Below are 21,960 nucleotides of genomic sequence, written 5' to 3'. Positions count from 1 at the left end.
TAAATGACGCGCGATTATCCGCGTGACGCTCGCAGGAGGCCGGAATGACGACGCTCTCGGAAAAAGTTCAGGACGTCTTCAACGAGCCCGGATGCGGCAAGAACCAGAACAAATCCGAGAAAGAACGCAAAAAGGGCTGCACCAAGCAACTCGCCCCCGGCGCCGCCGCCGGCGGCTGCGCTTTCGACGGCGCAAAGATCGCTTTGCAACCGATTACCGACGTCGCTCACCTCGTGCACGGCCCCATCGCCTGCGAAGGCAATAGCTGGGACAATCGCGGCGCAAAGACTTCCGGTTCCTCACTTTATCGCACGGGTTTCACGACGGACATGGGAGAAACCGACGTTGTTTTCGGCGGTGAGAAGCGGCTGTTCAAGTCAATCAAGGAAATCATCGACAAATATGATCCGCCTGCCGTCTTCGTCTATCAAACCTGCGTTCCAGCGATGACAGGCGACGATATAGGCGCCGTGTGCAAGGCTGCTGCGGAGAAGTTCGGCAAGCCGGTCATCCCGGTCATATCTCCTGGCTTCGTTGGCCCCAAAAATCTCGGCAACAAGCTCGCAGGCGAGGCGATACTCGATCACGTCATCGGCACGCAGGAGCCTGAATTCACGACGCCCTACGACATCAATATCATCGGCGAATATAACCTGGCCGGTGAATTGTGGCAGGTAAAGCCACTTCTCGACGAACTTGGCATCCGCATTCTCGCATGTATCTCGGGCGACGCAAAATACCATGAGGTCGCATCGTCGCATCGCGCCCGCGCCGCCATGATGGTCTGCTCCAAGGCAATGATCAACGTCGCCAGAAAAATGGAGGAGCGTTACGGAATCCCCTTCTTCGAAGGCTCATTCTATGGCGTCGGCGACATGAGCGATAGTCTGCGCGAGATTGCGCGACTTCTCATCGAACGCGGCGCGCCGGGGGAATTGATGACACGAACCGAGGCGGTTATCGCGCGCGAGGAGGCGAAAGCTTCGGCGCGTATCGCGCCCTACCGGGCCCGACTCGAGGGCAAGCGCGTGCTGCTCATCACCGGCGGCGTTAAGTCGTGGTCGGTCGTCGCGGCGCTTCAGGAAGCCGGTCTGGAAATTGTCGGAACGAGCGTGAAGAAATCGACAAAGGAAGACAAGGAAAAAATCAAGGAGTTGATGGGTCAGGACGCCCATATGATCGACGACATGACGCCGCGCGAAATGTACAAGATGTTGAAGGAAGCGCGAGCGGACATCATGCTTTCTGGCGGCCGCTCCCAGTTCGTAGCGCTCAAAGCCAAGATGCCATGGCTGGATATCAACCAGGAGCGGCATCACGCCTACGCCGGATACGAAGGCATGGTCGAACTCGTTCACGAGATCGATAAGGCTCTTCACAATCCGGTCTGGGAACAGGTGCGCAAGCCTGCTCCATGGGAAGAGCTTGGATGGGAAGCGCGCGCGTCCGAGGCAATCGCAGCTGAAGAAGCCGCCTTGGCAAATGATCCGGTCGCCGCCGAAGGCGCGAGGCGTGGAAAAAAGGTTTGCGCCTGCAACGACGTGTCGGTCGGCATGATCGAGGACGCCATTCGAGACGGCGGCCTCGACAGCGTAAGCGCGGTCGGCGCGGCGACTCGCGCCGGAACGGGTTGCGGGGGGTGTCAGGAGAAAATCGCGTCCATCATCGTTTCGCTGGCTGGCGCGCAAGCGCAAGCAGCGCCGCAGGCAGCGTGAGGCGACCATGGCGCGCGTCACCTCCTCGAAGAAAGCCTGCGCGGTCAATCCGCTGAAGATAAGCCAGCCGATCGGCGGCGCGCTCGCCTTTATGGGCGTTTCCGGCTGCATGCCGGTGCTGCATGGCTCTCAGGGCTGCACCTCTTTCGGGCTTGTTCTCTTCGTGCGGCATTTCCGTGAGTCGATCCCACTTCAGACGACGGCGATGAATGAGGTGGCGACCGTTCTTGGCGGACTTGACAATATCGAGCAGGCGATCCTCAATATCGTGAAACGCGCGAAACCAGATGTCATCGGCATCTGCTCGACCGGCGTCACTGAAATCAAGGGCGACGATGTCGAGGGCTATCTCAAGCTCGTGCGCAAACGTCACCCCGAACTCGCCGATCTTGGCATCGTCCATGTCTCCACGCCAGACTTCAAGGACGCTTTCCAGGACGGGTTCGCCAAGACCGTCACCAGACTCATCCAGGAATTTGTGCCGCAACACGAGACGCCGCAGCGACGCGCGCCTCAACGCGTCAATGTGCTTGCGGGGTGCCATCTGACTCCCGGCGATATCGACGAATTGCGCGACATTATCGAGGCCTTCGGTCTCCAGCCGACTTTTCTGCCCGATCTGTCCGGCTCGCTCGACGGTCACATTCCTGAGGACTTCACGCCGACGACGCTCGGCGGCGTGTCACGCGCCGATATTGCGGCGATGGGAACCGCCGCCTGGACCATCGCCATCGGCGAGCAGATGCGGGAGGCCGCAAAGACGCTCGAAGCGCGCGCGGACGTCCCCTTCATGCTCTTCGATCGGCTGACCGGCCTCGCCGTCAATGACGAATTCATGAGTTTCCTTACGCGCATAAGCGGCAGGCCGGCGCCGATCAAATTCCGGCGCCAGCGCGGTCAGCTCGTCGACGCCATGCTTGACGGTCACTTCCACTTCGGCGGCAAGCGCATAGCAATCGGGGCCGAGCCGGATCTGCTGCATAGCGTATCCCATTGGCTGAAGGAAATGGGCGCAGAGGTCGCAGCGGCGGTCACGACGACTTCATCCGTTTTACTCGAAAATATTCCCAGTGAAGAAGTCATCATCGGCGATCTGGGAGACCTCGAGAAACGAGCAGCCAATTGCGACCTCATCATCACCCATTCACATGGTCGCCAGGCGTCGGATCGTCTCGGAGTCCCGCTCTATCGCATGGGGCTGCCGATGTTCGACCGGCTCGGCGCCGCGCATGAGGTCAGCGTCGGCTATCGCGGCACCCGAGATCTCATCTTCGCGCTAGGCAACATATTCATCGGGCAGACGCCGGAGCCAACGCCCGACAGCTGGAGACGGCAAAGCGGGGACGAGGGCCATGAAACTACGGCGATTGCGTCTGATCTCGTCCAACCATCGCAAGCGCACTGACGGCAAAGGAGGCAATATGAAAGTTGCATTCGCCACCCAGGACCTTGAAACCGTCGATGCTCATTTCGGTTGGGCAAGGAATATCGCGATCTACGAACTGAGCCCGGACTCCTATCATTTTGTCGAGGCGATCCAGTTCGCCGGCGATTTGCAGGAAGACGGCAATGAGGACAAGCTTCAACCGAAGCTCGAAGCGATCAAGGATTGTTCGATTCTTTACGTCGCGGCGATCGGCGGCTCCGGGGCGGCCCGCGTCGTCGCTCAGAATATCCATCCAATGAAAGTGCAGCAACCGGAGAAGATCGTCGATCTGCTCCAGAGGCTTCAGGTCGTTCTGAACGGCGCGCCGCCGCCCTGGTTGCGCAAGATATTGTCGAAGAGTGGCGAGCGCACTTTCGATTTCGACGAGGAGACAGCAAATGCCTGAAGCAGCCGAAATCGCCGAAGAAAAACCGGAAGTGAGCCTCTTCATAAAGGAGCTCATCAAGGTCTGGCGCGCGCAGGACACACATGGAACATGGGACAACAAGAAGGACGTGGCCCTTCTCGATCCCTATATCGTGACGAGGGAACAGCGTCGGGAAATCCCGATCATCGGTGATCCGGACCCCGAAATCCTCTGGCGTCTCGAACTTTTTTACAACGCCGTCGGTCTCGCCATCGAACGCCGAACCGGCTGCATGGTTCAGCCGATGATGAAAATGAGCCATGAAGGATTCGGACGCATGATACTGACTGCCGGACGCCTGATCGTTGTCAACAAGCATCTACGCGACGTTCATCGGTTTGGCTTCGAGAGCCTAGAGAAACTCGCTGCGGAGGGCGCAAAACTTGTCGACGCCGGCGTCGAGATGATCGAGAAATTTCCAGAAGTGGCCCGCTATTGAACGGAGGCGTGACATGAGCGGCGTCGACGAATTGAAGGCCGAGATCAAGAAGCTCTCAGCCAAGGCCATGAACATGAAGATGAACCTGCACGACCTCTCCGAGGAGCTGCCAGTGAACTGGACGACGATAATGAGCGTCGCACAGGAAACCTACGACGCTTATGCGGCGTTGGAGGCGGCCCGCAAGAGGCTCAAGGAACTCGAGGCGGCGTGATGGGCGAATTCAAGACGCGAGACGGCTCGCCTTATACGCCGCTCTATCTCACCGACATCGACCCAGAGACCTGCATCGGTTGCGGGCGCTGCTTCAAGGTTTGCCCACAGGGCGTCATGGCGCTTTACGGAGTCAATGACGAGGGTGAAATTCTCGGGATCGTCACCGACGATGATGACGACGATTTCGACGGCGACCTGAACCGCAAGATCATGAAAGTCGAACACGCCGGCGCCTGCATCGGCTGCAACGCCTGCGCGCGCGTCTGCCCGAAGAACTGCCAGACGCATGTTCCGGCGGATCAGATCGCGGCGTGACGAATCATGGCGGACGTAGCGCGCGCGTGCTCCAGCCATGGCGCATCGCCAGGCACGCTCGACGCCGCGGCCATTTATTGCGCCATCTGTGAAAATCCGGGTCCTTTTGCGCTCGTCGACCCCTTCATGGCGCATGTCCTCGCCTGCGCCATCAGCGTTGGCGTCGTTGAAGCTGCCGAATTTCGTGACAACGTCTCGGAGGCAATTGGCCTGGACAAGGATGCGCTTGCCAGGATCATCGAAAACTGGTTGCCGGAAGCACGTCACGTCATTTCCCTCGACGCGCAATCAACCTCAATTTCTCTGGACGAGGAAGAAACTCAGGTTCGTGAATTGCTGGAGCGCTACCGCGTAGATGACTCTGACGCGACGAGTTGGATCACGTCGATCGTCACGCGTCGCTCAATGGCTCCGCGCCACCTTTGGCAGGACCTTGGACTTTTCAACCGCGACGAGCTGACACGCCTCCTGAAGCGGTGGCACCCGGGGCTCGCGTCACAAAATATTGATAATATGAAGTGGAAGAAGTTCTTCTATCGCAAACTGTGCGAACTTGAAGGCTTCAGCCTTTGCGCGGCCCCGACATGCCGCGAATGCGGCGATTTCAACTCTTGTTTCGGCGACGAAGGCGGCGAAAGCGCGTTAGCCCGTCTCACGCAGGGCCGCCGCGCTTAAACTTCGCTCCCGATCCGCTTCCTGCTCCTCGACGCCGCGAACCGCACATTGTCAGTTCTCCGACATTGACGCATTGCGGACATGCAAACTGCTGCAATGTTTTAGAAATACAGGACCTTGGCGCTGGCACAGGGGTTGCTACCGCTACTCGGAAACAATCTCATCTGACTGAAGGAGTCGTCACGATGATCCAGCTCACGGACAGCGCCGTAACCGCCGTGCGCACCGCTATCGCAGGGGCCGGCCAGGAGGTCGAGGGGCTGCGCATCATGGTCGAAGCCGGCGGCTGCGCAGGTCTGAAATACATGATGGGGCTGGTAAACGAACCGGATCCGAATGATCACGTCTTCGACAGCGAAGGCGTCAAGATTTTCGTCGAGGAAGGCTCGCTCGCCTATCTCGATGGAACCCGGATCGATTTCGTGATTGGCCTCGAAGGCTCCGGCTTCACCTTCGACAATCCGCAAGCCAAGTCGAGTTGTTCCTGCGGCAAATCATTCGGCTGAGCGCGAGGAGAGCGATATGTGGGACTATTCCGACAAGGTAAAAGACTATTTTTTCAATCCGAAGAACGCCGGCGTTCTCGGTGAGGCAAATGCGGTCGGCGAAGTGGGCGCTATCTCCTGCGGCGACGCGCTCAAACTGATGCTGAAGGTCGATCCCGAAACCGAAACGATTCTCGAAGCAAAATTCCAGACCTTTGGCTGCGGTTCCGCCATCGCATCTTCCTCGGCGCTTACCGAACTGATCATCGGGAAGACGCTTCAGGAAGCAATCACGCTTACCAACCAGGACATTGCGGATTTTCTTGGAGGCCTTCCACCTGAAAAGATGCACTGCTCGGTCATGGGCTACGAAGCTCTTCAGGCTGCAATCGCCAATTTCCGCGGCGAAGTCTGGAGCGATGATCACGAGGAAGGCGCGCTGGTTTGCAAATGCTTCGGCGTCGACGAAGGAATGATCGAACGCGCGATCAAGATGAACAAGCTGACCACGATCGAGGAAGTCACTTCCTACACCAAGGCCGGCGGCGGCTGTCTGACATGCTTCGACAAGCTCGAGGAGATCCTCGCCGCAGTGAACGCCGAACTCGTTGCGGAGGGCGTGCTGGCCGAGCATGAGGCCTATCGCCTCGGCACAGCCGACGCCAAGGAGATCAAGGCGAAAGCGAAGGCTGCGAAGGCGGAAGCTGCGCCGCCGACATCGCCGATCGCGCCGGCCTCTCCCCTGCCGCATCCCTCTGCCGGCATGACGAACCTCAAGAAGGTGCGTTTGATCGAAGAGGCGATCGAGGAGTTGCGTCCCTATCTCCAGAAAGATGGCGGCGATTGCGAACTCATCGACGTCGACGGCTCGAATGTTCTCGTCACCCTCAGCGGAGCCTGCATGGGATGCCAGATGTCGAGCGTCACCGTCTCGGGCATACAGGAACGGTTGATCGCCAAGCTCGGCATGCCGATCCGCGTCATTCCCGTCAAGCAGCACGCTCACTGAGGAGAACGACATGCGCGCGGTCTATCTCGACAATAATGCGACGACCCGGGTCGATCCCGAGGTTGTGGAGGCCATGCTGCCCTTCTTCACCGAACAGTTCGGCAATCCCTCCTCGATCCATTCATTCGGCGCGAGCGTTGGCGCCTCGGTCAAGAAGGCGCGGCAGCAATTGCAGGAGTTGCTCGGCGCCGAACATGATCACGAGATCATATTCACCTCCGGCGGCACTGAAAGCGATAATACGGCTGTATTGTCGGCGCTCGAAGCGATGCCGGGCCGCAACGAGATCGTGACTAGCCAGGTAGAGCATCCCGCAATTCTCTCGCTCTGCCAGCATCTCGAGAAGATCGGCCGCGCAAAGGTTCACTACATCGGCGTCGACTCTCTTGGGCGCCTCGACCTCGAAGCCTATCGCGCCGCTTTGTCACCCAACACGGCGCTCGTGACGCTCATGTGGGCGAATAATGAGACAGGGACGATCTTCCCGGTTGAAGCGCTTGCCGAACTGGCCAAGGAGCATGGCGCGCTCTTTCATACAGACGCCGTGCAGGCGGTCGGCAAGGTTCCGATTTCACTCAAGGGCAGCGCAATCGACATGCTGTCGCTGTCCGGCCACAAGCTGCATGCGCCGAAGGGCGTCGGAGCGCTATACGTGAAGCGCGGCGCACGTTTCAAGCCGCTGCTGCGTGGCGGACATCAGGAGCGCGGCCGCCGCGCCGGCACCGAAAATACGCCGGGCGTCATCGGCCTCGGCAAGGCGGCGCAGCTTGCGCTCGCGCATATGGGAGATGAGCAGACCCGCGTAAAGGAGCTGCGCGACCGTCTCGAAAACGCAATTCTGCAGCAGGTTCCCAATTGCTTCGTGAATGGCGATTTACGCGAGCGTTTGCCCAATACCACCAATATCGCTTTCGAATATGTGGAGGGCGAGGCGATCCTTTTGCATCTCACTCGCGCGGGGGTGGCGGCGTCCTCGGGGTCCGCATGCACATCTGGTTCGCTCGAACCGTCACACGTGATGCGCGCGATGAACGTTCCCTTCACAGCGGCGCATGGCTCGATCCGCTTCTCGTTTTCGCGCGACAATGTCGCGGAGGATGTCGATCAGGTCATCGAGGCGCTGCCGAAGATTCTCGAAAATCTTCGTGCACTATCGCCCTTCTGGGCGGGCGCCGACAAGGGCCCGACCGAGTTCAAACCCGTCTATGCCTGAGTGAAACCGTGAACCCCGACCATCCTCGCATCTACATAAACGACACCACGCTGCGCGATGGCGAACAAGCGCCTCGCGTCGCCTTTACGGCGGCCGAGAAGCTCGTCATCGCGCGCGCCCTGGCTGACGCGGGCGTCGATGAGATAGAGGCTGGAACTCCCGCGATGGGTCGAGACGAAATCGAAGCGATTTCGGGCGTGGTCGCAGAGGGCCTGCCATGTCGCGTGATGGGCTGGTGCCGCCTGAACAAGGACGACATCGACGCCGCGCGCGCGGCTGGCGTCGCTCATGTCAATATATCGGCGCCTATGTCGCGACTGCAGATCAGCGTAAAACTCGGTCTCACGATACCGACGCTTGCCGAGCGCGTGCGCGAAATTGTTTCATATGCGCGTGAACAAGGAATGACTGTCGCACTTGGCGGAGAGGATTCGTCGCGAGCCGATCCGCGCGATGTCGGATTGATCCTGCGCGCCGCAACGCAAGCGGGCGCCTGGCGTTATCGCTTCGCGGACACTCTCGGTTTGCTGGATCCGTTTTCCGCCTATGAGTCGATCCGCCGTATTCGCGAAGAAACAGACCTTCCGATCGAATTTCATGGCCATGACGACGTCGGACTGGCGACGGCGAACACGCTTGCGGCGTTGCGCGCCGGCGCGTCGCATGCGTCCGTCACGGTGATTGGTCTCGGCGAGCGCGCCGGCAACGCCGCTCTCGAAGAGGTCGTCGCAGCGCTCGGGCATATCGCCGCCGGCCGCACCGACGTGCGGCTGGAAAAGCTTCAGGCGCTGGCGAAACTCGTCGCGCGCCTGTCGGGACGCAAGATCGGGCGCGCCAAGGCGATCGTCGGAGCTGATATATTTACGCATGAATCCGGCATTCATGTCGCGGCGTTGCTCAAGGATGCGCGCACCTATCAGGGCGTCGATCCCGCTCGACTTGGACGACGCAACCGGATCGTCATCGCCAAACATTCCGGCCTTGCCGCGTTGAAAAGCAGGTGCTCCTCACTCGGCGTGGATATCGATCACGAAACGGCGAGCGCGCTGCTGTCGCACATCCGCCGGCGCGCCAATGACAAGAAACCGCCGATCACGCGCCGCGAACTCATTCGCTTTGTCGAAAGACGTCAGGCGTGGGCAGGAGGCGAAACTTGACTGTCGTGGCCACATTCGTCAATGCGCGCAGGCCGCATATTCGCGGCCTTCTGGCGACGCTTCGCAGCGACGTCGCCTGCGTCCTGCAACGAGACCCCGCAGCGCGCAATGCGCTCGAAGTTGCGATGCTTTATCCTGGCGTTCACGCCGTGATCTTTCATCGCTTGTCGCATCGACTTTGGCGCCGGGAATTCAAGTTCGCAGCACGGTTTCTGTCCTGGTTCGCTCGTCTCGTCACCAATATAGACATTCACCCAGGCGCGACGATCGGCGAACGTTTCTTCATCGATCATGGGGCCGGCGTCGTGATCGGCGAGACATCGGTCATTCATGATGACGTTACGATCTATCACGGCGTCACTCTCGGGGGCACCTCCTGGTCTACCGGCAAGCGCCATCCGACGATCGAAAGCGGCGTGCTGATTGGCGCGGGCGCAAAAATCCTCGGCCCGATAAGCGTTGGCGCACGCGCGCGAATCGGCGCCAATTCGGTCGTCATCGAGGACATCCCGCCGGAAATGACGGTGGTTGGCATACCCGGCCGCATTGTCCGCGAAGTGCGCCGCCGCTCCGGCGTCGACGGGCGCATCGACCTCGAACATCATCTCATTCCCGACCCCGTCGGCGACGCCATCTCGACGCTGATCGACCGCATCGATTTCCTGGAGGCGCGCTTTATGCATCTCCAAAGCCGCAAGAGTGAAAGCGCTCAAATGCGCGGGGAAAAGGAGACGAAGGAATGAGCGTGTTCGACGAGTTGCGCAAACTCTCCTCCGCGGAGGACTTCTTCGAAGCGCTTGGAGTTGATTTCGATCCTTCGGTGGTTCGCGTCGCGCGACTGCACATATTGCGGCGCATGGGCGAATACCTCGCCAGGAACGATCTCGACACAGCGTCCGACGACGAGGCGCGCGCCGCGTGCAGGGAATATCTCGCCAGGGCTTATGCTGATTTTGTCGCATCGTCTCCGATCGCGGAACGCGTATTCAAAGTTCACAAAGATGCGATCAAGCCGGCGCCTGCGCCAGCAAAACCCTTTGTGTCGCTGACGACGCTCACAACGAACGGCAATTGAGGAGCAGGCGATGAAGATTCTCGTTTGCATCAAGCAGGTTCCCGATAGCGCGCAGATACGCGTGCATCCGGTCACGAACACGATCATGCGGCAAGGCGTGCCGACGATCATCAATCCATACGATCTCTTCTCGCTCGAAGAGGCGCTGCGCCTGCGCGACAAATTCGGTGGCGAGGTTACTGTGCTCACAATGGGGCCGCCGATGGCCGCCGACTCTTTGCGCAAGGCGCTGGCCATCGGGGCCGATCGCGCGGTGCTGCTGACGGATCGCTTTTTTGCCGGTTCAGACACTTTGGCGACGACCTATGCGCTGGCGCAGGCGATCAGAAAAATCGAAGAGACCTTCGGGCCGCAAGACATCGTCTTTGCCGGAAAACAGACGATCGACGGCGACACGGCGCAAGTCGGTCCCGGCGTCGCGAAGCGGCTCGGCTTGTTGCAGCTGACATACGTTTCGAGGATTGCGGAATGTGACCCCGACAAACGCGAGCTGGTAGTAGAGCGGCGTTCGGAAGGCGGCGTCCAGGTGCTCAGGACGGCCATGCCTTGCCTGGTCACCATGCTCGAAGGCGCCAATGAAGTGCGTCGCGGCGCGATTGAGGATTCGCTTCGCGCGGCGCGCGCCGAGATTGTCACCTGGAGCGCGAAGGACGCGGGAATCGAGGATTTGACGAAGTGCGGCCTGAAGGGATCGCCGACAATCGTGAAGAAGGTTTTCGCGCCTTCGCCGCGATCCGAGCGCGCAGCCTTCGTGGAGCCCGCGAAGGCGGCCAGCGATTCCGCCGAAGCGCTGATCGAAGCCATTTTTTCGCGCCAACCGTCCCTCGAAGCGGACATGACCAAGCTTGCCTCGGGATTCTAAAGGAGACGAACATGTCCACCGCTGCTCCCGTCGCGCCTGCGTCGAACAGGGCCTCCACGAAGAAAGCGCTGCCTGAGCATTTTCTGGACTACAAACATGTCTGGGTCTTCGTCGAACTCGAACGTGGCGAAGTTCATCCCGTTTCCTGGGAATTGCTCGGCGAAGGCCGCAAGCTCGCCGACAAGCTTGGCGTCGAACTCGCGAGCGTCGTGCTCGGCGCGCCCGGCGACGCAACGAAGGTCGCCGCCGCGGAGTCCTTCAGATTTGGCGCCGACCTCGCGTATCTTGTCGAACACCCCGTGCTCGCCGACTATCGTAACGAGTCATACTCGAAAGCTATGACCCAGCTCGTGAAGACGCATAAGCCGGAGATCCTCCTGCTTGGCGCCACGACGCTCGGACGCGATCTCGCGGGCTCCGTCGCGACGACGCTGCTGACGGGTCTCACAGCCGACTGCACCGAACTTGCCGTGGACGCCGACGGATCTCTCGCCGCGACGCGGCCCACCTTCGGCGGCTCGCTTTTGTGCACCATCTACACGCTCAACTATCGTCCGCAGATGGCGACGATACGCCCGCGCGTGATGGCCATCCCTGCGAGAGATGAAGGCCGCACGGGAAGGATCGTGTCCTTCACACCCGACCTCAGCGAAGACGAGATCATCACCAAGCTGCTGCGATTCGTGCCGGACCGCGAATCGACCAAGACAAATCTCGCCTTTGCCGACGTCGTCGTCGCCGGCGGACTGGGTCTGCAAAGCGCTGAGAATTTCCAGCTGGTGCGCAATCTGGCCTCGACGCTCGGCGCCGAATTCGGAGGCTCGCGGCCGCTAGTGCAAAAGGGATGGCTCACTTCGGATCGGCAAATCGGGCAGACCGGCAAGACAATTCGTCCGAAGCTCTATATCGCCGCAGGCATTTCCGGCGCCATTCAGCATCGCGTCGGCGTCGAAGGCGCGGATTGCATCGTCGCGATCAACACCGACAAAAATGCGCCAATCTTCGACTTCGCGCATATCGGAATTGTCTCGGACGCCATTCGCCTGCTGCCCGCGCTGACCGAGGCTTTCCGCCAGCGGCTTTCGCCGCATCAACGCGACAGGCTCGCAGGCTGACAGTTTCACGCATGACGGCAGGCGCGTTCGCGAATTCGCGCATATGGAGGTTGCCATGATCGAAGAGAGATTCGACGCGATCGTGATCGGCGCGGGGATGGCTGGAAACGCCGCGGCCCATACGATGGCCGCGCGCGGATTGAAGGTGCTGCAATTGGAGCGCGGGGAATATCCCGGCTCCAAGAATGTGCAGGGCGCCATTCTCTATGCGGATATGGTCGAGAAGATCATCCCGAACTTTCGGGACGAAGCGCCGCTCGAGCGCCATCTCGTCGAACAACGCTTCTGGATGATGACCGATCGTTCGCACACCGGTCTGCAATATCGCAGCGACGACTTCAACGAAGAGAAGCCGAACCGCTATACGATCATCCGTTCGCAGTTCGACCGCTGGTTCTCCAGGGAGGTGCAGGCGCAGGGCGCGCTCGTCATCAGTGAGACGACCGTGACGGAACTCGTCAATGACGCTTATGGCAAGGTTATCGGCGTACGGACAGACAGGCGCGGCGGCACCATTTTCGCCGATGTCGTCGTTCTGGCGGAAGGCGTGAACGGTCTTCTCGGCGCGCGCGCGGGACTGCGTGAAACGCCGAAGCCCGAACATGTGGCGCTCGCCGTCAAGGAAATGCATTTCCTGCCGCGCGAGACGATCGAGGCGCGCTTCAATCTGCATGGCGACGAGGGCGTCGTCATCGAGGCGGCCGGCGCGATCTCCAAGGGCATGACAGGCATGGGTTTCGTTTACACGAACAAAGAGAGCATTTCTGTCGGCATGGGCTGTCTTGTTTCCGACTTTGCGGAGAATGAAGACACGCCAAACGGGCTGCTCGAAGCCTTCAAGGCGCATCCCTCGATCAAACCGCTGCTCGAAGGGTCGGAAGTGAAGGAATATGCGGCGCATCTCATTCCCGAAGGCGGATACAAAACCATTCCGCAGCTCTTCGGGGACGGGTGGGTCGTCGTTGGCGACGCGGCGCAGCTCAATAACGCCATTCACCGTGAGGGCTCGAATCTCGCCCTGACGTCCGGCCGGCTCGCGGGTGAGGCGATCTTTCAGGTGAAATCACGGCGCGAACCGATGACGAAGCAGAATCTGGCGCTTTACAAGAAGCTGCTCGACGACAGCTTCGTCATGAAGGATCTGAAAAAATACAAGGATATGCCCGCGCTGCTGCACGCCAATTCGCAGAATTACTTTCTTGCCTATCCGTCGCTCGTGTCGAAGGCGATGGAAAATTTCCTGCGCGTCGACGGCACGCCGAAACTCGACAAGGAGAAGGCGACGGTGCGCTCTTTTGTCAAGGAACGTTCATGGACGGGCCTGTTCGGCGACGCGCTGCGTCTGGCGCGCGCCTGGCGCTGAATTTGCGTAAGCGGACACAGGAAGAAGCGACAGGAGAACTCTCATGTCCATAGCCGCGCGAGTTGAAGAGAAACTCTTTCAGAACCGCTATCTGGTCGACGCCGGAAAGCCGCACATCAGCATTCGTCCGCACGACAAGCCGTCAGCCAATCTTCTGGCGATGACGCGCATCTGTCCCGCCGGATGCTATTCGGAAACGAGCAACGGACAAGTGGAAATCACGCCGGACGGTTGCCTCGAATGCGGCACATGTCGCGTTTTGTGCGAGTCGGCAGGCGATATTGTCTGGAATTATCCGCGCGGCGGATATGGCGTTCTGTTCAAATTCGGCTGACCGGTCGCCGCCCGGCTCCGGATGCGAACGTCCGGAGCCTTTCAGGATGTGCGGCTGGCGTTGCGCTGGAAGAACAGGGCCTGGCTTATCGTGGCCTTGACCGTGTCGACCTTGTAGGGTTTGCTGATCAGGAAGGCCGGCTCGGGCCTCTCGCCGGTCAGGAGACGCTCGGGAAAGGCCGTGATGAAAATCACCGGCGCATCGAAGCTTTCGAGCATTTCATTGACGGCGCTGAGGCCTGAACTGCCGTCCGCCAGCTGAATGTCGGCGAGGATGAGGCCCGGCTGCCTGTCCTTTGCAAGCGCAATCGCCTCCTTGTGTGTGCGCGCTATGCCGATCACGTGATGGCCGAGATCGCGAACAATAAACTCGATATCCTGCGCGATGAGCGCTTCATCCTCGATGATCAGAACATCGGTGGCGACGCGCTCCGCAATCTCGCGACCCGCTTCGTCGACCAGCGCCTCGACCTCCGGAACGGAGACCGACAGGATCGCCGCGACTTCTTCTAACGAAAATCCTTCGACGGTGCGCAGCAGAAAGGCCTGTCGGGATCGTGGGGTCAGCAAGCTGATGTTGCGCTGAACGGGGGGCAGTTCGTCGCCGGGAGGCTCCTCGACATTGAGCGCAATCGACGACCAAGACGCCATGAACAGATGGTAAAGTCCGACTTTGGGCGACATTTCCTTCGGAAAGGCGTCGATATCGGCGATGAGCGCCTCAAGCGTCGCGACCACATAGGCGTCCCCGCTCTTCTGGGAGCCGCACAAGGCCCGGGCGAAACGCCGCAGGTAGGGAAGATGAGGGGCAATCTCTTTTGAAAGGCTCATATGACGTCCCGCGGTCTTTCAAGAACTCCCGACCCGGCGCGAATCTTATTGTTCGCCGACACAAAAATCCACTGCCCTCGAAAATGGGAACGATTCTCCGCGGCAAGGGTTGCTAATCAGGGGCATTGGCTGGATCCGGATCGTAAACCGCTAAGGTTGCGCTGAAATGGAATGCGTTCTAGAGGTCGCTGATGAAGGAGAACAATAATCGCCAAACGCCGACCTCGCAGGAGCAGATGGATCCGCGCCGCGCAGAAGCGGATTTGACGATCGAGGAAAAGGCTTTTCTCGAGCCGCACATTCAGGAGGAGCTGGGTCGCGTTTTCCGTTCGTTCTGCGACGATCTGATCCACCAGCCCATTCCGGACAAATTCGTCGTGCTGCTCGCGCAGCTCGAAGCCAAACAGCGCGAAAAGAAATGAAAGACGCGACCTTCGGAGAACAGATGGTCGCGCAAATGCCGTATCTTCGCGCATTTGCGGTCTCTTTGTCCGGCTCCTACAGCGTCGCGGACGACCTCGTTCAGGACACGCTGATCAAGGCATGGTCACACGCCGATTCCTTCGCGCCCGGGACCAACTTCCGCGCCTGGCTGGTGACGATCCTGCGCAACACCTATTTCTCGCAATACCGGAAGCGCGCGCGCGAGGTGCAGGATAGCGACAATGTCCATGCGGAGCAGATTCCGGTCAAGGGCGGGCAAGAGTCCACCGTCACCATGCAGGATGTGCAAAAGGCGCTGAACAAACTTGCTCCCGAGCATCGCGAAATCCTGCTGATGATCGGCATCACCGAACTCTCCTACGAAGAGGCGGCGCAGGTCTGCGGGATCGCGGTCGGCACGGTCAAGAGCCGTCTGAACCGCGCCCGCGCCAAACTCGCCGAACATCTCGGATTGACCGGCTTCAATGAGGTCGCCGACGACCTGCTGACAGGCGCGCCGGCCGCGCGCAAGGAGATCAAGACGCCCTGATTCACGATTTTCTGCGCAATTTCGCGCTGCAAAAATCGGTTCAATGGAACTTGTGCGAGGCTTCGCCGGTTGCAACAGAGGGTTGTTCCCGCGCGTAGCGCCAGGACGCCCGGAACGCAGGGCCAGCACTTTGCGGGAGGGGTCGCTTGGGACGGTCAGGCGTGACGAAAATCCGGGGCGCGATTTCCTGGCCGCTCGCTTCTGTTCTCGCGATCGGAATTGGCGGAGCGGCGGCCGCAGAGGCCGAGAATTGCGTCATGGGACCGGGCGCAGCGGCCATCGCCCTCGCGGGCATGATCTTCGTTCTGCTCTTCACGCTTTATCGTCTCACCGCCTACCGTCGACGAATGCTGTACGCGCACAGTCGTCTCGCGGTTCTGACTCAGGATCTCAAGGCGGGGGAAATCACGAATTGGGTCGAGACAGGGATCGCCGATGTGGATGCGATCGCCGCCACTCTTCAGGATTTCGACAGGCGGCTGCGCGAAAAACGGTCGAAACTCGCCCGGTTGAACGAGGAGCTCATCAAGCGGGAGCCGATCGCGGGATCGACCGGCTTCAACAATGAGCTTCGCGCCATCATCAATGCGATGCCGGTCGGCGTCCTGATCGCCGAGGCCCCGAGCGGCCGGATTCTCGAAGGCAATCGCGCGATCGAGTCGATCCTTCGACATCCGGTGATCTATTCGGACAACGCCGACGCCTACAGCCAGTGGATCGCGGCGCACGAAAATGGCGCCCCCGTGCAGCCGTCAGAATTTCCGCTCGCTCGCGCGCTGGCGGGGGAGGAGCATCCGACGCTCGAATGTCGGTATCGGCGCGGGGATGGGAACTGGGGCTGGATCGACATCGTCGGGGCTCCGATCCGCAGCGACCGCAACGAGATTATCGGCGCGATCGCCGCCATCACGGATATCGACGGCATCAAGGCCGCGGAGGAACGCGGCCGGATGATGATTATGGAGCTGCACCATCGCGTCAACAACGCTCTGGCGATGATTCAGGGAATCGCCAACATCACATCTCGCTCCGCGACGAACCTCGATTGCTTCAGAAGCAATTTCTCCAACCGGATCCACTGCCTCAGCCGCATCTCGACGCTGCTCGTCTCGAAGTCGTGGACATGCACGCCGGTGCGGGAGCTCGTCGCAACGGTGTTCGCGTGCGAAAGCGCCGATTACGGCGACCGTATTTCGTTCTCGGGCGAAGACGTCGAACTGCGTTCCGAAGTCGCGCTGGCGCTTGGCATGGCGCTCCACGAACTTCTGTCGAACGCCGTCCGTTATGGCGCGCTTTCGACGGACAAAGGCAAGGTGACGGTCGATTGGCGCGTCGTGGATGGCGAGAAGCGCCATCTCGCGCTGACATGGACGGAGAGCGGCGGCCCCAGCGTCGAAGCGCCGGATCGGGTCGGCGTCGGGCAAATCCTGATGAAAAACATTCTCGCGCGCCAGTTCGGCGGGGATGTTGAAATACACTTCGACACCGAGGGCGTTCGCGCCGACATCACCGCGGAAATCTGAGCGGGCCTACTCGTCCTCCCGCGCCGCCTGCGGGGTCACGCGCAGCGCCGTCACGCGGTTGCGTATCTTGCGCATCACCTCGAAGCGAAAGCCGTGATAGGTGAAGACCTGCCCGGCCTCCGGGATCGCGCCCGCCTCGTGAATCACGAGACCAGCGATCGTCGTCGCCTCCTCGTCTGGCAGGCTCCAGGCCATGACGCGATTGAGATCGCGCACAGGCACCGCGCCGTCGACGAGCACCGAGCCGTCCGGCTGCGGCCGCACGCCCTGAACGGCGAGATCATGCTCGTCGCGAATGTCGCCGACGATCTCTTCGAGAATGTCCTCGAGCGTCACGAGGCCCATCACCTCGCCATATTCGTCGACGACCAGCGCGAAATGCGTCTTGCGCTTGAGAAAGGCCTCGAGCTGATCCTCGAGCGTCGTCGCCTCCGGAACGAACCAGGGCGCATACATCACCTCGTCGATATCGATCTTGGCGGCGTCGCCCCCGGCCGCGTCGAGCGCGCGCAGCAGGTCCTTGGAGTGCAGCACCCCGACGAAATTGTCCGGCCGTTCGCGCCAGAGCGGCATGCGCGTGAAGGGAGAGGAGAGCACTTCGCGCACGATCTGCACGGGCGACAGATCCGCGTCGATCGTGCGCATCTTGGTGCGGTGGATCATGACGTCCGCGACATGCAGCACCTGAAGATCGAGCACGCCGCCGAAAATGTCGCGCGCGGAACGCTCGATATTGCCCTCTTCGTGCAGGATGTCGACCGCGCCTTTCAGCTCCTCGTAGGGCGACAACATCGTGCGGCCGTGGCCAAGCTCGACGCCGGCGAGCCGTAGCACCGACCGCACGATGAATTCCACCGCGCCCAGCACCGGGCCGAAGACCGAGACGAAGGGCATGATGAATTTCGCCACCCGCAGAGACATTTCGTCGGGGTGGTTGATGGCGAGCGTCTTCGGCAAAACCTCCGCGAAGACCAGCAGCAGCGCGGTCATGATGATCGTCGCGTAAACCGCGCCATTTTCGCCGGCGATGACAACCAGCACGCTCGTCGTGAAAGCCGAGCCGCCGATATTGACCAGCGTGCTGCCAAGGAGCAGCGCGGCGATCATGCGATTGCGCTGACGCAACAAGCGATTGACGACGCCGGCGCGCTTGTCGCCCTCCTTTTCGAGCGTGTGCATGCGGGCGTGCGACGCCGCGGTGAGCGCCGTCTCCGATCCGGAGAAGAAGGCCGACAGGAAAACGCAAAGCGCCACGATGAGCACGGCGGTCCAGATATCGACCTGCGGCGCTCCGGATTCGATGCCATGCATGAGCGTTATGTCCGCGCGAGTTCGTCTTGCAGGAAACTTCTCACCGATTCGGCGTCGACCGACTTTGCGATGAAGGCCTCGCCGACGCCGCGCATGAGGATGAAGGTGAGCGCGCCGCCCTCGACCTTCTTGTCCTGATACATGGCGTCGAGGATCGCCGGGGCGTCGCCGCTCCAGCCGGGAATGTCGCGGATTTTCGTCGGCAGGCCGACGCTCGCGAGATGGCGCTCCACCCGATCCGCGTCCTCCTGCGAGCACAGACCGAGGCGCGCCGAGAAGCGCGCGGCGCAGACCATGCCGATCGCCACACCCTCGCCATGCACGAGACGCTCGCTGTCGTAATGCGCGAGAAGCTCGAAGGCGTGGCCGAATGTGTGGCCCAGATTGAGCAGCGCGCGGTCGCCCTGCTCCGTCTCGTCGCGCGCGACGATCGTCGCCTTGGTTTCGCAGCTCACCGCAACGGCGCAGATCTGCTCGGGACGGCTGTGGAAGACGGCCTCGGCGTCCGCCTCCAGCCATTCGAAGAAGCGCTTGTCGCCGATGAGCCCGTATTTGACCACCTCGGCGTAGCCGGCGCGGAATTCGCGCATCGACAGCGTCCGCAGCACGTCGACATCGGCCAATACGAGCGAGGGCTGATGAAAGGCGCCGATCAGGTTCTTGCCATACGGCGAGTTGATCCCGGTCTTGCCGCCGACGGAGGAATCGACCTGCGACAGAAGCGTCGTCGGAATCTGCACGAAGCGCGAACCGCGCCTCACGCTCGCCGCGACATAGCCTGCAAGATCGCCGACGACGCCGCCGCCGAAGGCGACGATGAGATCGCGCCTTTCGATCTTCGCCGCGAGGACCTCGTCGCAGACGCGGCCGAAGGTTGCGAGCGACTTCGATCCCTCGCCGGGCTTCACGACGATCGTCGTGTATCGAACGCCCGACTTCGCGAGGCTCTTCTCCAGCGTCGCAAGATGCAGCCGCGCGACATTTTCATCCGTGATGATCGCGCAAGCCGCGCCAGGCGCGATCCTGACGATGTGCTCGCCGGATTCCTCGAGCAAATTCGCGCCGATGATGATGTCATAGGAACGCCCGCCGAGCGCGACGCGCACGATCTCGCGATGCGTCGCGCCCTGATCGGCCTGCGCGCGTTCCGGATGCAAATGGGTCATGGCCTTGGCGAAATCCTTTTTCTTCGCGGCGCCGCGCGCGACGGCGATCCTGGGCAGTTCGGCGCACAGCGCGTTCATCGTTTCCTCGACCATGACGTCTTGCGGCGCGTCATGCGACTCTACGCGAATGTCGGCGAGTTCATAGATCGGCCGGCGCGCCTCCAGCAGGCGGCGCAGCGTCTCTTCGGGATCGTCGGTGTGCAGCAGCGGACGGTCGTTCTTGCGGCGGACGCGTTTCATCAGCGTCTTGAGATCGGCGTCGAGCCAGAGCGAGACTCCCCGCTCGGCGATGCGCTCGCGCGTGCGGGGGTCCATGAAGGCGCCGCCGCCCGTCGCAAGCACGATCTGGCCGCTGTTCAGGAGGCGCATGATGACCCGCCGTTCGCCGTCGCGGAAATAGCGCTCGCCATATTTTGCGAAAATCTCCGGGATCGACATGCCGGCCGCCGCCGCGACGATCTCGGCGTCGGCGTCCACGAAAGGCAGGCCGACGCGCGCGGCGAGGCGCTGTCCGATGGCGCTTTTCCCCGAGCCCATCATGCCCACGAGAACGATGGCGCGGCCGCCAAGACCGGCAAGGATGGCGGGAACACGCTCGTCCAGGACGCCGGGCGGAGGCGCCGGCGTTGCGCCGATGGGTAGAATCCGTGTCATGGCCCGCAATCTATACTGCGCCTGCGAGAAATTCAGCCCCTCTCGGCAAGGCCGAAGGCCCTCGACAAAAACCCGACCATGAAGGCCGGCAGGCGTGAATCGTCCAGAAACTCTCCGCCGGAAACCATATGGACGTCGGCAAGCTCCGGCCGGTCTTCGGCCGCAAGGAAGCGCCGCGCCCGCGCCGCAAGCGCAGCAGCGGACGCCGGCCAGTCGATGCGCTTCAGACAGGCGACGCGCTGACGGTCGAAAACGATCGTCCAGCCCGGCGCCGCCACCCCCTCCCCGCCCGGCAGGCCCGTTTCCTCCGCGAGCTCGCGAATCAGGCTGCCGGTCAGATCGACAGCTCCCTCTTCCGTCACGTCGGAAGGGTCGGGCGTGCCGCCCGGGAAATAGAGCTGCCCGGCGCAGGAATGGTCCGCGCCCATTTCCCCCACGAGATAGGCGCCGTCACTGGAGCGCACCGCCGGCATGGAGAAGCAGTTGTAGACGCTTTCGTCGGGCCAGCCGAAATCGCGCCAGGCCAGGAAACGTGAGAACCGCGTCTCGAAGGCGTCGAGCAGCAGGGTTCTAGCGCCTTCCTGCGTCACGAGTTCGGCGCGGCAGGCGAGCAACACCGGGCCGTCGTAGAGTGAGGGGTTCTCGCGCCGGCGCTCGGCCCAATGTCGGTCGATGTCCGCCGCTCGCGCGCGGGCAAATTCCCAGTGATGCGTGACGAGGCGGCAATCCACCCTGTCGACATCGACAATGCGCAAGGCTTCGGTCACAGGCGCAGCGCTCCCTCGCCGACGCGCACGACCTGGCCGCCGATGGCGACGACGGCGAGAGCGCCATTTTCGACCGTCATGCGCAAGGTGATGCGCGAGGGCCGGCCCATGGCGTAGCCCTGTTCGATGAACAGTTCGTGCTCTCCGTCGTCGGGCCGCTCGAATTCATGGGCGACGCCCGCGAAGGCGGCCGCGGCCGAGCCTGTCGCGGGGTCCTCGTCGATGCCCAGACCATGGGCGTACATGCGCGCATGGATCGCGTTGGCGAAGTCGACGGTATCATGCGTATAGAGGAAGGCGCCGATCGCCTCGCCCACGGCGTCCGCGAATGTCGGCCCCCGGCGCGCCCGGTCGAGCGCCTCGCGGGACTGGAGGGGAACGAAGAGGAAAGGGGCGCCGGCCGAATAGATCGTCGGGACATGCGCCCCAAAGCCGATCTCTCCCGGCGTCAGCGACAGGGCGGCGGCGAGAGCTTCGCGCGCCGGGCTCTCCCCGATTTTTCGCGGCGCAGCCGGCAGCGCCGTTTGCGCATAGGTCACGCCGTTGCGCCCGCGCAGCGCCTCGCAGCGCAATGCGCCGATTTCCTCCTCCAGAACGATGACGACGTCGCTTCGCGCGAGAATGTCGCCCGCCCGCGTCTCCGCGAGCAGCGCCGCCGCGCCGATCGTGGGATGGCCGGCGAAGGGCAGTTCCTTTTGCGGCGTGAAGATGCGCGCGCGGGCGCTGTTCACAGGATCTTGCGGCGACTGGAGAAACACCGTCTCGCTGAGGTTGAATTCACGGGCGATGGCCTGCATTTCGGTCGCCGTCAGCTCATCGGCGCCCTCGACGACGGCAAGCGGGTTGCCGCAAAAGCGACGGTCCGTGAAGACGTCGAGCAGGTGATAGGGGAGCTTGCGGGCCACGGGGT

Annotated in this window: 25 protein-coding genes; 20 read left to right on the top strand and 5 right to left on the bottom strand. The window is 61.6% G+C overall.

The genetic code is table 11. The features are described 5' to 3' along the window. The first annotated feature begins 44 nt into the window (after nt 1-44). The 17 genes from nifE (at nt 45) to LG047_RS13685 (ending at nt 13,826) form a co-directional block, all read left to right on the top strand. Entirely contained in the window at nt 45-1,715 is a 1,671-nt protein-coding gene (gene nifE / locus LG047_RS13765) for a nitrogenase iron-molybdenum cofactor biosynthesis protein NifE (RefSeq protein WP_227967378.1), read from the top strand. Nucleotides 1,716-1,722: 7 nt separating this feature from the next. Beyond that, a complete protein-coding gene (nifN, locus tag LG047_RS13760; RefSeq protein WP_227967377.1) occupies nt 1,723-3,120 on the top strand; it encodes a nitrogenase iron-molybdenum cofactor biosynthesis protein NifN in 1,398 nt (465 codons plus the stop codon). Nucleotides 3,121-3,136: 16 nt separating this feature from the next. Next, complete coding sequence (gene nifX / locus LG047_RS13755; protein ID WP_036285693.1) at nt 3,137-3,547, top strand: nitrogen fixation protein NifX; 411 nt, start codon at nt 3,137-3,139, stop codon at nt 3,545-3,547. Further along, complete coding sequence (locus tag LG047_RS13750) at nt 3,540-4,007, top strand: NifX-associated nitrogen fixation protein (RefSeq protein ID WP_036285692.1); 468 nt, start codon at nt 3,540-3,542, stop codon at nt 4,005-4,007. Before nifX ends, LG047_RS13750 begins: the two co-directional genes overlap by 8 nt. A 13-nt stretch (nt 4,008-4,020) precedes the next feature. Next, the gene (locus LG047_RS13745; RefSeq protein ID WP_036285691.1) at nt 4,021-4,221 is read left to right on the top strand and encodes a CCE_0567 family metalloprotein; all 201 of its coding nucleotides are present in this window, start codon (nt 4,021-4,023) and stop codon (nt 4,219-4,221) included. Continuing rightward, nucleotides 4,221-4,538: a ferredoxin III, nif-specific gene (gene fdxB / locus LG047_RS13740; RefSeq protein WP_192815609.1), complete on the top strand. Its 318-nt coding sequence runs from the start codon at nt 4,221-4,223 to the stop codon at nt 4,536-4,538. The genes LG047_RS13745 and fdxB overlap by 1 nt, the downstream gene beginning before the upstream one ends. A gap of 6 nt (nt 4,539-4,544) precedes the next feature. Then, nucleotides 4,545-5,213 (top strand): nitrogen fixation protein NifQ, encoded by a 669-nt coding sequence (locus LG047_RS13735; protein WP_227967376.1) that lies wholly within the window; start codon nt 4,545-4,547, stop codon nt 5,211-5,213. Nucleotides 5,214-5,398: 185 nt separating this feature from the next. After that, nucleotides 5,399-5,719, top strand: coding sequence for an iron-sulfur cluster assembly accessory protein (locus tag LG047_RS13730; protein WP_227967375.1), 321 nt, complete (start codon nt 5,399-5,401; stop codon nt 5,717-5,719). Between the two features lie 16 nt (nt 5,720-5,735). Then, complete coding sequence (gene nifU / locus LG047_RS13725; RefSeq protein WP_227967374.1) at nt 5,736-6,707, top strand: Fe-S cluster assembly protein NifU; 972 nt, start codon at nt 5,736-5,738, stop codon at nt 6,705-6,707. Between the two features lie 10 nt (nt 6,708-6,717). Beyond that, entirely contained in the window at nt 6,718-7,920 is a 1,203-nt protein-coding gene (nifS, locus tag LG047_RS13720) for a cysteine desulfurase NifS (RefSeq protein ID WP_227967373.1), read from the top strand. A gap of 8 nt (nt 7,921-7,928) precedes the next feature. Further along, the gene (gene nifV / locus LG047_RS13715; RefSeq protein WP_227967372.1) at nt 7,929-9,077 is read left to right on the top strand and encodes a homocitrate synthase; all 1,149 of its coding nucleotides are present in this window, start codon (nt 7,929-7,931) and stop codon (nt 9,075-9,077) included. Next, entirely contained in the window at nt 9,074-9,820 is a 747-nt protein-coding gene (gene cysE, locus LG047_RS13710) for a serine O-acetyltransferase (RefSeq protein ID WP_036285682.1), read from the top strand. The genes nifV and cysE overlap by 4 nt, the downstream gene beginning before the upstream one ends. Beyond that, entirely contained in the window at nt 9,817-10,152 is a 336-nt protein-coding gene (gene nifW / locus LG047_RS13705) for a nitrogenase stabilizing/protective protein NifW (protein WP_227967365.1), read from the top strand. Before cysE ends, nifW begins: the two co-directional genes overlap by 4 nt. Before the next feature lie 10 nt (nt 10,153-10,162). Next, nucleotides 10,163-11,014, top strand: a complete 852-nt coding sequence (locus LG047_RS13700) for an electron transfer flavoprotein subunit beta/FixA family protein (protein WP_227967363.1) — start codon at nt 10,163-10,165, stop codon at nt 11,012-11,014. 11 nt (nt 11,015-11,025) lie between these two features. Further along, the gene (locus LG047_RS13695) at nt 11,026-12,129 is read left to right on the top strand and encodes an electron transfer flavoprotein subunit alpha/FixB family protein (protein WP_227967361.1); all 1,104 of its coding nucleotides are present in this window, start codon (nt 11,026-11,028) and stop codon (nt 12,127-12,129) included. 55 nt (nt 12,130-12,184) lie between these two features. Continuing rightward, on the top strand, nt 12,185-13,492 hold the full coding sequence (locus LG047_RS13690) for an FAD-dependent oxidoreductase (protein ID WP_227967359.1): 1,308 nt from the start codon (nt 12,185-12,187) through the stop codon (nt 13,490-13,492). 43 nt (nt 13,493-13,535) lie between these two features. Beyond that, complete coding sequence (locus LG047_RS13685; RefSeq protein WP_036285674.1) at nt 13,536-13,826, top strand: ferredoxin family protein; 291 nt, start codon at nt 13,536-13,538, stop codon at nt 13,824-13,826. 41 nt (nt 13,827-13,867) lie between these two features. Here the strand turns inward: LG047_RS13685 and LG047_RS13680 are convergent, their stop codons facing one another. Continuing rightward, nucleotides 13,868-14,656 carry a response regulator gene (locus LG047_RS13680; RefSeq protein ID WP_036285673.1) on the bottom strand — a complete coding sequence of 263 codons (789 nt, stop codon included), beginning with the start codon at nt 14,654-14,656 and terminating at the stop codon, nt 13,868-13,870. 191 nt (nt 14,657-14,847) lie between these two features. On the opposite strand from LG047_RS13680, the gene LG047_RS13675 reads away from it, so the two are divergent. The 3 genes from LG047_RS13675 to LG047_RS19780 all read left to right on the top strand — a co-directional run bounded on the left by LG047_RS13675 (nt 14,848) and on the right by LG047_RS19780 (nt 17,152). After that, on the top strand, nt 14,848-15,078 hold the full coding sequence (locus LG047_RS13675; RefSeq protein WP_036285672.1) for a NepR family anti-sigma factor: 231 nt from the start codon (nt 14,848-14,850) through the stop codon (nt 15,076-15,078). Next, the gene (locus LG047_RS13670) at nt 15,075-15,629 is read left to right on the top strand and encodes a sigma-70 family RNA polymerase sigma factor (protein WP_227967357.1); all 555 of its coding nucleotides are present in this window, start codon (nt 15,075-15,077) and stop codon (nt 15,627-15,629) included. The genes LG047_RS13675 and LG047_RS13670 overlap by 4 nt, the downstream gene beginning before the upstream one ends. Nucleotides 15,630-15,790: 161 nt before the next feature. After that, the gene (locus LG047_RS19780; RefSeq protein WP_227967355.1) at nt 15,791-17,152 is read left to right on the top strand and encodes an HWE histidine kinase domain-containing protein; all 1,362 of its coding nucleotides are present in this window, start codon (nt 15,791-15,793) and stop codon (nt 17,150-17,152) included. 6 nt (nt 17,153-17,158) lie between these two features. Here LG047_RS19780 and LG047_RS13660 read toward each other — a convergent pair whose 3' ends face one another. The 4 genes from LG047_RS13660 to LG047_RS13645 are packed head-to-tail and all read right to left on the bottom strand — an operon-like array spanning nt 17,159 to nt 21,955. Next, nucleotides 17,159-18,463 (bottom strand): HlyC/CorC family transporter, encoded by a 1,305-nt coding sequence (locus tag LG047_RS13660; RefSeq protein ID WP_036285670.1) that lies wholly within the window; start codon nt 18,461-18,463, stop codon nt 17,159-17,161. A gap of 5 nt (nt 18,464-18,468) precedes the next feature. After that, the gene (aroB, locus tag LG047_RS13655) at nt 18,469-20,283 is read right to left on the bottom strand and encodes a 3-dehydroquinate synthase (protein WP_227967352.1); all 1,815 of its coding nucleotides are present in this window, start codon (nt 20,281-20,283) and stop codon (nt 18,469-18,471) included. 32 nt (nt 20,284-20,315) lie between these two features. Beyond that, entirely contained in the window at nt 20,316-21,050 is a 735-nt protein-coding gene (locus LG047_RS13650; protein WP_227967350.1) for an NUDIX hydrolase, read from the bottom strand. Beyond that, on the bottom strand, nt 21,047-21,955 hold the full coding sequence (locus LG047_RS13645; protein WP_227967348.1) for a PhzF family phenazine biosynthesis protein: 909 nt from the start codon (nt 21,953-21,955) through the stop codon (nt 21,047-21,049). The genes LG047_RS13650 and LG047_RS13645 overlap by 4 nt, the downstream gene beginning before the upstream one ends. Between the last annotated feature and the right edge of the window lie 5 nt (nt 21,956-21,960).

This window comes from Methylocystis sp. WRRC1 (genome assembly GCF_020733155.1).
Classification (GTDB): Bacteria; Pseudomonadota; Alphaproteobacteria; order Rhizobiales; family Beijerinckiaceae; genus Methylocystis.
The sequence above is the reverse complement of the archived record's forward strand: the minus strand, read 5'-3'. Positions and strand labels throughout refer to the sequence as shown.

Coding starts and splice junctions, on each gene's coding strand:
- nifE (WP_227967378.1), top strand. CDS start 45: ATGACGACGCTCTCGGAAAAAGTTCAGGACGTCTTCAACGAGCCCGGA.
- nifN (WP_227967377.1), top strand. CDS start 1,723: ATGGCGCGCGTCACCTCCTCGAAGAAAGCCTGCGCGGTCAATCCGCTG.
- nifX (WP_036285693.1), top strand. CDS start 3,137: ATGAAAGTTGCATTCGCCACCCAGGACCTTGAAACCGTCGATGCTCAT.
- LG047_RS13750 (WP_036285692.1), top strand. CDS start 3,540: ATGCCTGAAGCAGCCGAAATCGCCGAAGAAAAACCGGAAGTGAGCCTC.
- LG047_RS13745 (WP_036285691.1), top strand. CDS start 4,021: ATGAGCGGCGTCGACGAATTGAAGGCCGAGATCAAGAAGCTCTCAGCC.
- fdxB (WP_192815609.1), top strand. CDS start 4,221: ATGGGCGAATTCAAGACGCGAGACGGCTCGCCTTATACGCCGCTCTAT.
- LG047_RS13735 (WP_227967376.1), top strand. CDS start 4,545: ATGGCGGACGTAGCGCGCGCGTGCTCCAGCCATGGCGCATCGCCAGGC.
- LG047_RS13730 (WP_227967375.1), top strand. CDS start 5,399: ATGATCCAGCTCACGGACAGCGCCGTAACCGCCGTGCGCACCGCTATC.
- nifU (WP_227967374.1), top strand. CDS start 5,736: ATGTGGGACTATTCCGACAAGGTAAAAGACTATTTTTTCAATCCGAAG.
- nifS (WP_227967373.1), top strand. CDS start 6,718: ATGCGCGCGGTCTATCTCGACAATAATGCGACGACCCGGGTCGATCCC.
- nifW (WP_227967365.1), top strand. CDS start 9,817: ATGAGCGTGTTCGACGAGTTGCGCAAACTCTCCTCCGCGGAGGACTTC.
- LG047_RS13700 (WP_227967363.1), top strand. CDS start 10,163: ATGAAGATTCTCGTTTGCATCAAGCAGGTTCCCGATAGCGCGCAGATA.
- LG047_RS13695 (WP_227967361.1), top strand. CDS start 11,026: ATGTCCACCGCTGCTCCCGTCGCGCCTGCGTCGAACAGGGCCTCCACG.
- LG047_RS13690 (WP_227967359.1), top strand. CDS start 12,185: ATGATCGAAGAGAGATTCGACGCGATCGTGATCGGCGCGGGGATGGCT.
- LG047_RS13685 (WP_036285674.1), top strand. CDS start 13,536: ATGTCCATAGCCGCGCGAGTTGAAGAGAAACTCTTTCAGAACCGCTAT.
- LG047_RS13680 (WP_036285673.1), bottom strand. CDS start 14,656: ATGAGCCTTTCAAAAGAGATTGCCCCTCATCTTCCCTACCTGCGGCGT.
- LG047_RS13675 (WP_036285672.1), top strand. CDS start 14,848: ATGAAGGAGAACAATAATCGCCAAACGCCGACCTCGCAGGAGCAGATG.
- LG047_RS13670 (WP_227967357.1), top strand. CDS start 15,075: ATGAAAGACGCGACCTTCGGAGAACAGATGGTCGCGCAAATGCCGTAT.
- LG047_RS13660 (WP_036285670.1), bottom strand. CDS start 18,463: ATGCATGGCATCGAATCCGGAGCGCCGCAGGTCGATATCTGGACCGCC.
- aroB (WP_227967352.1), bottom strand. CDS start 20,283: ATGACACGGATTCTACCCATCGGCGCAACGCCGGCGCCTCCGCCCGGC.